Origin of the sequence: uncultured Arcanobacterium sp. (assembly GCF_947253055.1) — a bacterium.
In the GTDB taxonomy this organism is placed as follows: Bacteria; Actinomycetota; Actinomycetes; order Actinomycetales; family Actinomycetaceae; genus Arcanobacterium_A.
Genome location: NZ_CAMXYE010000006.1, coordinates 20171 through 29880 on the forward strand (window position 1 = coordinate 20171; position 9710 = coordinate 29880).

Annotated in this window: 9 protein-coding genes; 2 read left to right on the forward strand and 7 right to left on the reverse strand. The window is 50.0% G+C overall.

The window, feature by feature from the left end:
* The first annotated feature begins 105 nt into the window (after positions 1-105).
* Complete coding sequence (locus Q0X35_RS00950) at positions 106-1500, forward strand: amino acid permease (protein ID WP_297564501.1); 1395 nt, start codon at positions 106-108, stop codon at positions 1498-1500.
* A 170-nt stretch (positions 1501-1670) separates the two neighbouring features.
* Here the strand turns inward: Q0X35_RS00950 and Q0X35_RS00955 are convergent, their stop codons facing one another.
* From Q0X35_RS00955 to Q0X35_RS00985, 7 genes are all read right to left on the reverse strand, one after another.
* Positions 1671-2411 carry a 5-formyltetrahydrofolate cyclo-ligase gene (locus tag Q0X35_RS00955; RefSeq protein WP_297564502.1) on the reverse strand — a complete coding sequence of 247 codons (741 nt, stop codon included), beginning with the start codon at positions 2409-2411 and terminating at the stop codon, positions 1671-1673.
* Positions 2411-2560, reverse strand: a complete 150-nt coding sequence (locus Q0X35_RS00960; RefSeq protein ID WP_297564503.1) for a hypothetical protein — start codon at positions 2558-2560, stop codon at positions 2411-2413. The genes Q0X35_RS00955 and Q0X35_RS00960 overlap by 1 nt, the downstream gene beginning before the upstream one ends.
* Positions 2561-2589: 29 nt before the next feature.
* Positions 2590-4017, reverse strand: coding sequence for a sodium:solute symporter family transporter (locus Q0X35_RS00965; RefSeq protein WP_297564505.1), 1428 nt, complete (start codon positions 4015-4017; stop codon positions 2590-2592).
* A gap of 310 nt (positions 4018-4327) precedes the next feature.
* A complete protein-coding gene (locus Q0X35_RS00970) occupies positions 4328-5809 on the reverse strand; it encodes an NCS2 family permease (RefSeq protein ID WP_297564507.1) in 1482 nt (493 codons plus the stop codon).
* Between the two features lie 163 nt (positions 5810-5972).
* Complete coding sequence (gene manA, locus Q0X35_RS00975) at positions 5973-7232, reverse strand: mannose-6-phosphate isomerase, class I (protein WP_297564509.1); 1260 nt, start codon at positions 7230-7232, stop codon at positions 5973-5975.
* A 14-nt stretch (positions 7233-7246) separates the two neighbouring features.
* Complete coding sequence (locus Q0X35_RS00980; protein ID WP_297564511.1) at positions 7247-8050, reverse strand: DUF3027 domain-containing protein; 804 nt, start codon at positions 8048-8050, stop codon at positions 7247-7249.
* Positions 8043-8417 carry a cold-shock protein gene (locus Q0X35_RS00985; protein WP_297564515.1) on the reverse strand — a complete coding sequence of 125 codons (375 nt, stop codon included), beginning with the start codon at positions 8415-8417 and terminating at the stop codon, positions 8043-8045. Before Q0X35_RS00985 ends, Q0X35_RS00980 begins: the two co-directional genes overlap by 8 nt.
* Before the next feature lie 289 nt (positions 8418-8706).
* Here Q0X35_RS00985 and Q0X35_RS00990 point away from each other — a divergent pair.
* Positions 8707-9710 (forward strand): TPM domain-containing protein (locus tag Q0X35_RS00990; protein ID WP_297564513.1); only part of this gene is annotated, 1004 nt, incomplete at its 3' end.

Genomic DNA, 9710 nt, shown 5'->3' on the forward strand with positions numbered 1-9710 from the left:
GCTAGGAAAAATGTTTGTGAGAATGCAGAATTTTATGCTATTTTATCTCTAAGACTGCGCAAAAAACAGTCTGCCAGTAAAACATGCTGGCAAAGAGAGGAAATCATGGAGAAACGCACACATTTAGACCGCAGACTTACCAGCGGTCAAGTTGCAATGATTGGGCTTTCCGGTGCCCTAGGTACCGGTCTCTTCCTCGGTTCCGGCGCGACGATCGCGTTAGCGGGGCCGGCCACAATCATCAGCTATATGTTGGCGGGCTCTCTAGCACTGGCAATAGTCTGGGCGCTCGCCGAAATGGTCTCTGTACATCCCGTACCTGGCGGTCACGGTGCCGTCGCGGGGCAGTATCTAGGGCCATTCGGCGGCTATATAGCGCGCTGGAACTTTGGTATTCAATCTTTCGTAGCAGTGGGTGCAGAAGTGGTAGCTAGTGCCACCTACCTGCAGCACTGGTTCCCCAATCTGAATTTAGGCGTCGGCACCGTATTGTGCTCCGTTTTTGTGATTGGGCTCAATCTCGCCACCGTACATCTCTACGGCACCAGCGAGTACTGGTTTTCAATGATTAAAGTGGTAGCGATTTGTGCATTTATTTTGCTCGGGTTATCGCTGATTTTCGTGGGCTGGCCTAGCCCGAATCCGCCGACCGGCTTGGGCAACCTAACTGCTCATAACGGTTTTGCACCCAACGGTTTAGGAGGAATTCTCCTCGCTGCCTGTATGGCCATATTCTCTTTCGGAGGAATTGAGAATGCTTCTGCCGGCGCGGCAGAGTCTGAACATCCAGAACGAGATATTCCGCGCGCCGCCGGGACTATGATTTGGCGTCTGCTGATTTTCTACATTTTGGCAGTGGGAGTAATAGTCACGATGCAGCCGTGGACGGAGACGGCCGAAAGCGGCACCATCGAATCTTCGCCTTTCGTAAAGGCGCTCGATCAGGCAGGAGTCGCAGCGGCTGGGCACATTATGAATTTCATTCTGATTGTGGCAGCGCTTTCCGCAGCTAATGGCTGCCTCTACGCTTCCAGCCGGATGATTCATTCGCTGGCGCTAGACGGTATGGCTCCGAAATTTGCTGCGCGCACTTCCGCGCACGGTTCACCGCGCTCCGCCGTCGTTATAGTGAGTATCGGCATGGTAATTGCCAGCTTGCTTGCTATTTTCGCCGCTGATAGCGCCTTCCAATACCTAATGGGCTGCGTAATTCTCGCTGTATTAGTCACCTGGACAATAGTGCTTCTCACGCATTTGCGCTTCCGTCAAGTGCGAAAAGAACAAGGCAAACCAGATGCGCCGGCACGGCTCTGGGGCGCACCGGTAGTTAACTACCTAGGCATAGCTGCCTGCTTGTGCGTATTTGCTGTGCTCTGGTGGCAAATTCATGCAGCTTGGGTAGCAGGCATCCCCTACTTAATTTTACTTTTTGGTTCCTATTTCATCTGGCGGCACTTCCACCCGGACTATAAGCCGCAACCCCTTCCAGAAGGTCACTAATACCAAAAATTAAATGTGCTAGAGGATGCCAAGCCGGCACTCCGGCTTAGCTAACTTAAACTGGGCAGCATCTTAAAGATGCTGCCCAGTATTTTTTCGTTGTCTATTTTCGATTTTTTCTATCGGCTATTTTCGTAATGATTTTTACCGATCTTTAACGGCAAAATTCCTTAACGGCAAAATTCATCTGCCCATAATTCTTGCAAAGGCGGAATCCTCCCGAGCATATCGTCTTCTAACAAATACCAGCACACGCCGCACTCTGGTTTCGGAAACTCATTGCGCGTTTCTAAAAGCTGCGTAGGAGTGACTATTAAATCGATAGCGGTATCGTAGGGGCGCACTTCTACCGGAACGTCTACTACCTGACAATCATGCCCCACCGCCACAATTTTCGAATCAGTATCCACTAAGCCTTTGGTGTAGAGCATGGCCCATTCCAGATCAAAGTAACCGTGCCCCTTTCCGAAGCGAATACCACTGGGAGTAATCGCAGAAGCTCCCGAAACTAGCACCGGAATCTTCGATATTTCTGCTGCCAGTTGAGCAAGGCTCCGATGCTGCCAGAAACGCTGAATACCGTCTAAAGTGGAGGCTAAAGCTTCACTTCCAGCCGGCACCCATTCCGGGCGCAAGAGAAAGAAGCCCCGCGAGATTCCATAATTGGTAATAATCATGGTCTTGCCATCGCGAATTATGCGCTCACGCAAGGCCTCTAGATTATTATCCGGAGTCACAAAGAGAATATCGGCATTTTTATAGATATCCGTGCGGCAAAAAAGCTCTGCACATTTTTCCGAGCCTTCATAGTCAGCTATGAATTCGGCAAAATCCCAGGAAAACCGCGAATCCGGGCGAGCTACTTTCCGCAGCTCTTCCCAAATCATTACGCGTGCTTCAGCTGCTTCCACTATTTTTCTCCTTCTTCCACCGGCAAATTTTCCGCCGTCTTGCTGTCTTTATGGTCTTTTATAAAAGCTCCTACTTGAAAAGCATATACGCCTATCAAGCTGGCTAGGGATGCTATTACCAGCACCGCAAAGAATCCGCTTGTATACATGAAACTTACCTTTCTTTCCGCTGCTCACACTAAGCGATATTTTCAATCTCGATACGCAGACGCGCAAAATCAAATTCTTTTTTACTGAAAAGCGCCCACAGTAAAGTAATTGCGGTAGAGGTACCCAGAGCCGTCAAGAAACTCCACAGATTCTGCCCGCTGAGGAACATAGGAATTCCGGAAACTATCCCCACTGCACAAGCAATGAAGGCCCCCATGCCGCCAATACGCCGGAGATAAAGCCCGCCGATTATTGGTACTACCGCTGCACAAGCCAGCAAATCCGCCAGTAACAGCAGGAACAGAATTGAAGGGGCGCGGTAGGCTACCAGCATTCCGAGAACGCCAAAAAGCACTACTCCTATTCGCCCGGCCAACACGGCTTGCTGGGGAGAAATCTGGGGTTTTAGTACGCGCACCACATCGAAAGAGAAGATGGAAGAGAATCCCGCGAGCGCATCTCCGCCGGTAGACGAGGCCGCCAGCACTACTACGATGCTGAAGAGAGCCGTGATCCAAGTAGGAGTATTTTCAAAAATTACCATCCCGGAAACGATAGAGGTGTGTGGCACCTGTGTACCGAGGCCGATAGCGGCAAAACCGAGAAAAGCTGCCACTATGGTGAGGGGGAATACCATTACTGCGGCCGCTCCCAGTGAACGGTTAATGGTCTTTTGATTTTTAGCCGTGTAGATACGCTGCCAGAGGGATTGATTGAGTAGTTCTGCTGCCGTGACGGCCATAATTATCATTACGGCAAATTGCATCGAAGGATCCCAAGCAATATCTAAGAATTCGGGGCGCGCAGCGCGCACGCCTTCGTAAATAGAGGAAGTACCCCCGAGATCAAAGAGCATATAGGCTGCCGGTAAGAAAATAAGCGGAGTGATGAGCAGCGATTGTAAGCCGTTCGTAGCTATAGCTGCTTTTACGCCGCCAATTCCCGCAAAATATAGAGTGGGGAGGCCAATGGCCAGCACGGATATCGGCATGGGAATTCCGCCTACATACTTAAATATGAGCGCTGCGCCGATTAGGTTCGATACCAGCAGTATGAACATATAAATGACCGTCACGAAAGTAGTCAGTAATTGCATCGGCGTACCGTAACGCACCTTCGCATATTCCGCGATGGTGTGCCCCTGCGGAATGCGGGAGCGGATTTTCCGCGAAATTGGAATGAAAGTTAAATACGCTACGGTAAGAGCCAAAGCGTAACCAATCATCGCCGAAAGTCCAGAAGTATAAGCTGATTCCGCCGGGGAGAAGATTAATCCCGTGCCGACGGCGTAAGAAATCCAAGTGGCCGTCATGAGCGACATCGTCACATTGCGCCCACCCGTAAAATAGTGTTCACTATTTTTCATTTGGCGTTTGCCGATATAGGTACCTATAAGGGCTACGCCTCCTCCTACACCTATACCTAATAATAAAATTATCCAACCAAGGGTAGTCATAAGTACCTTTCCAACTTTTATTTAAGTGTGTAGACCTTTTCGAGCGTAATAGCTCCTATAGGATATTTTTGCGTATTCCAGAGAGTGGACGGTTTCAGTTCAATATATAGAAACGTGGTTTAGCTCTCGAAGCTAAAACTTTTGGAGCGGAACTTCCAGAATTGAAACTTCTGGAGCTAAATACAAAGGGAAACTTTCTAAAGATAAACGGGTGGGCAGCGGGGATATTTTCTCCACTGCCCACCCGTAATATCAGGGATTTAAATTAAGTCCGGGCAGATTAGCTAAGCCATGCAATAAGCTAAGCTGCTCAGCTAAAGAGTATTTGCTGAATGGGGCCCATTACGAAGTAGAGCACAAACATTACTGCCACAACCCACATGAGTGGATGTACTTTCCGGGCCTGCCCAGCCGCTACTTTCATGATGACGTAGCTGATGAAGCCCGCACCAATACCCACCGTAATCGAGTATCCGAAAGGCATAAACACGATTGTGAAGAATGCCGGTACCGCAGCGGAGAAATCATCCCAAGTAATATCGCCTACGGAACGCACCATGAGCACACCTACCGCTACCAAAGCCGTAGCTGCAGCTTCACTCGGTACTAGCGATACGAGCGGAGCTAGGAACGTGGAGAGTAAGAAAAGAATTCCGGTGACTACCGAAGCTAAGCCAGTACGCGCACCGTCAGCCACACCCGAAGTCGATTCTACGAATGAAGTATTGGAGGAGACGCCACCCATACCTCCCGCGATTGCAGCGATGGAATCGATGAGCAGAATTGCCTGCGTATGCGGAGGATTGCCGTCTGCGTCGAGCAAATCACCTTCAGAAGCCACTGCCACCATGGTGCCCATGGTGTCGAAGAAGTCGGCCAGCATTACGGAGAAAGCCAGCACTACCACGGCAATTACACCGAGCTTCTGGAAGGGGCCGATCAGTGAGAACTGACCAAGCGTGGAAAACTGGGGAAGCTGTACCAGCGAATCGGAGATGGTCGGCACCGAACCAGCCCAGCCACCTAAATTTTCTTCACCTTTCGGACCAATTCCCCCCACGGCTTCCGCAATGAAAGCAATTATTGTGGAAGAGAGAATACCTAGAAGAATCGCGCCTGGAATCTTGCGCAGCATGAGTATCAAAGTGATGAAGGCGCCGAGGATAAATACCACTAGTGGCCAAGTATCAATTGAACCGGCGTTGCCAAAATTCATTAAGGTCGGGCCTTCTTTATTACCTTTGACGATGCCAGCATTAGCGAAACCTACCAACGCTACGAAAAGGCCAATGCCTACGGAAATAGCGGTGCGCAGGAATTTAGGAATCGCCCGGAAAATTGCTTCCCGCAGACCGGTGAGCACTAGGAGCACAATTACGATACCTTCTAGCACGATTACACCCATGCCGTCTGCCCAGGTCATACCAGGAAGTTGCACAATTGTGTAAGCTACTACGGAGTTCAAGCCCAAGCCAGCAGCTAAAGCGAGCGGGAAATTCGCCGCCGCACCCATCAGAATGGTCATTACACCAGCTACTAGGGCAGTAGCAGCAGCGATGGCCGGGATATTAGCTTCCGAGCCGCCTCCGAGAAAACCGCCGGTAGAATCCGGGCCAGAAAGAATAATCGGATTTAAGACGAGAATATATACCATCGAGAGGAAGGTGACGAAACCGCCGCGTAGCTCCCGCCCGATTGTAGAATTACGCTCTTTAATGTGGAAAAACGAAACTAACCAGTTATCTTTTGCTTTTGTATTCTGCTTAGAAGCAGCTTCCTTAGTTGTATTCACCCTTGCAATAGTAGGCGAGAAAAGCGCTCTTTCTCGTCTATTTACTCTTTTTAAGATAAATTTTCTCAAACTATGAGATAAACGCAGGGAAAAGTGGCAGTGCTTACAGCCGAAAACGGCTTCTAGCTACACAGCAAGGCCTATCGCTTTAGGGCCTATCGCTTTAGGGCACATCCGCCTGGACGGCTTTTCCGGAACCAAAAACATCAATCGCTCCGTCTTGCAGCCCCAGAAATACTGCTTGCCCTTTTTGCAATACCCGGCGTTCCGCCGCCGTACAAAGCGTAATCTCTCCCGCCAAACAAAAAATAATTCTTGGCCCGGTATTGCGGAGACGCTGTACACCTTGATTTTCTTCCACCGTAATCACCGATAGTTCAAAATCGCGCACCGGCGCGTAGTAGGTAGTCTGCACGGGAGATATTTGCTCAGGAGCAATTCTAATTGGCGGCGCAGCCAGCATATCCACCACTTGTAAAAGTTCATATACATCTACGTGCTTCTCCGTGAGACCCGCCCGCAAGACATTATCGGAATTTGCCATTATCTCCACGCCCATTCCCCGTAAATAAGCGTGCACCATGCCGATAGGAATATAGAGCGCTTCCCCTGGTTGCAAAGTAACCGGATTGAGCAACAAAGACACCACTACCCCCGGATCTTCCGGATAATATTTTGCCAATAACTGCACAATTGCATCTGCGCGCCGGGAGGGCGATTCGGCGGGATTTCGCGCTGCACAGGCTGCCACTACTTCCGCTATTTGCTCTGGAGACGGGCGGCTTTCCCCATCCAATAAATACTTAAATACTGCGCCCACTCCAGTTCCTGCAGGTAGTTCTACCAGCAGTTTTAGCATTTTTTGCGTAATTTCCGTATCTAAGCCCTCCAACACTTCCCGAATACGCCGCGGAGAGCGAAAACCAGCCAGAGCTTCAAAACGCTCTAGAGCATAAACTAATTCCGGTTTATGATTCTTATCCTGATAATTACGCCGCGGGGAGTTAAGCGAGATTCCCTGCGCATTTTCCCGCCGATACCCCAGCTCAGCCTGCACAGCTGAAGGGTGCACTTGCAGAGAAAGCGGGCGCTCCGGAGCAATGAGTTTTAATAAATACGGCAATTCCTGCCCAAATTGCCGCTGCACCTCTGGCCCGAGCAACCACTCGGAACCAGTCGAAAGATAATCACGCAGACTTTGCCGGCCTGAATCACCTGAATCGCCTAAATCATCCGGCTCTGGATTTATCGACGCTAAAGCTAGGGCCTGCGGGTCTTCCGTAATGTAGCTCGAAGCGGCCGGATGAGTACCTAGCCATAATTCCGCTAAAGGGTGGTCGGCTGGCGGATAGCCAAAAAACTCCGGAATCGCTTGAAAAGAACCCCACGCATAATCGCGCACTCTACCTTGCAGCTGTTTCATTTACTGCTCACTTCTTATTCGCGATAACGCAGTATTTCTAAATCTGCCTCGTTCAGTACTGGCTCTGACTGCTGCCAAAGCGTGGTGCGCTTCTTAATATCCGTCTCTGAATGGGAACCACAGCCATGATCAAGGGAAACTACTCGACCGTCAAAAGCCGACCATTCATTGGCGCAAACGCCGAATACTCCCCGCGCCGAGCCGGCCATTTTCATTAAATATCCACAGGTAGAGCAGGATTTTCCCGCATCTCGCACTGCTTTCGTATTAGCACCCGCATCAGAATTGTACCAACGCTTAAAAGCTGCAGCGCGACCCGTTACCGAAAGTACGCGCTCCCGCCCTAGGCCTAACTCCCATTGTGCGGCTGCATCCATATCTACACCCGTTTCACCGTAGCCTTCCTGCAGCTCAACTAGGTCAGATTCGACAGGCTCTAAATTAGAATCATCTGGATTATAGGGAAGGCGATCTTCGGGATCTACATCTTCCGGGCGCAGCCGATCGGCCCACGGAGTCCAATCTGGAGCTAAAAGAGCCTCTTCCCCGGGCAGCAAAGCCACTTCATTTACCGTCACTTCTTTTTTATGAGCAGCCCGCACTAAAGTGACTGTCCAAAACCACCCAGAGTAACCAGGTAAAAGGCAAATAAAAGCATGCGAAACTACCCGCACATCTTCTTGTAGTACTCCCGCATGCGCTCCGATATTTTCCTCGGCAGTCACACTCAGGAGAGCTTCCCGCGCCAAATCAACTGCTTCTGCAAGCAGTTTTTCTTTCGCTAGTTTCGCCTTAGGTGCAATTCTTCGTTCAGACATCAAAATCCTCTGCGAGTGCCCGCAGCCCAGCAGCTATGCGCGCGCCCCCTTCCGGGTAACGACCGCGCCGTAACTGATCAGTAGATCTATCCAATATCTTAATTAAATCTTCGATTAGCGGCAGAATTTCCTCTGGACTGCGCCGATTCTTCTCCGCCAGCGATTCTTCTTTTTTAATTACTGATACCTGCAGAGCTGCCTGCCCGCGCCGGGTATCTCCCAAGCCGTACTCCACAAGCGTACCGGGGCGCAAACGCGCTCCTAGCGGTACCGCACTTTTCGGCAAATAAACTTCTTGGCCGTCTTCGCCAGTAATAAAACCAAAGCCCTTCTTTTCGTCAAAGAACTTCACTTTTCCGGTGGGCACTTTTCTCTCCATTTCTTAAAGTATTTCCTGCGGGGCGCGCAATCTAAGAACTACTTTACCTTCCGCCCGCCAGCGCAGCTTCTATAATCATATATCGAAAGCGAAGGCCGGGGAAACTGACGTATTTATCTTCTCTATTCTACCCGCTGCTAGTTATTTCTACTTCCGCGCTTCCCGCTTCCGTTTATCCTTCCTACTCTGCCCCACCAGCAATAAAGGTGAGTTAAAATGAAGAATAAAATACAATCCATTAAAAACAGCGTTTACACATAATTGTGCAGGTACCAATATGAATATTCGGCAAAAATTTTCCCTCTTTCTCCTTGCGTTCACTTTAGGTGGGGTGCCGCTGTCGGTAGCAAGTGCCGATAGTTTAGGTGCTGATTTAGGCGCAGGTAATTTGCGCACCACTACTTTAAGAACCCTCAATCCGAACGGAAAACTGCATAGCGAAGAACCGCTCGAATTGAAAAGTAATTTTACCGATGCGGCGGGAGTAGTTTCCGATAAAGAAGCCGTGACGGCGGCACTGCAAAAAATTCCCGGAAAAGATTTGTGGATAGTGCTAGTAAAAAATTATGAGAGTACCGATGGAAAACGATGGGAAGGAGAGCAATGGGCGAAAGAAACTTTCCAGCGTTCCCGCTTAGATTCACACGACGGCTTAATAGTTATTTCGGTGGGCACTTCGGAACTTTCCTACTGGAGCGGAGGAAGTGAAAATGGCGTCACCACGAAAATAATAGATCGCGCCACTAACGCCGATGTCCTCGATCTTTTCAGCGCTGGAAAATGGCAAGAAGGCGTGCTGCTTATTGCGGAAAATGTGCACAAGCTTTACAACAACGGCCCCACGGGTTCTTCCAGCTTCAGTATGCCGATATTTTTACTCGCAGGAGGAGCTGCCGGCATTGGTATCTTCCTCTATCTGCGCCGCAAGAAAAATTCGGGAGCGGGGGCGGAAACGGCCAGAGATAGGAAATCTACTGCCAAGCCAGAAACTTTAGCGGAACTTTCCGGGCGCGCCAGTGCCGAGCTACTACGCGCAGATGACGCCGTGCGCGATGCCCAAGCAGAGCTAGAATTTGCGCGCGCCGAATTTGGCATACAAGATACGCAAGAATATGCAGCTGCACTAGCCAGCGCACAAAAGAAATTAGAGAAAGCTTTTGCGCTACGCACAGCGCTCGGAGATGCTTATCCGGAGAGCCCCCAGCAGCAATGGCAGATGAATAGCAAAATTTTAGCTTTGGTAGATAGTGCGCTTACGGAACTACAGGAGCAAGAAACCGC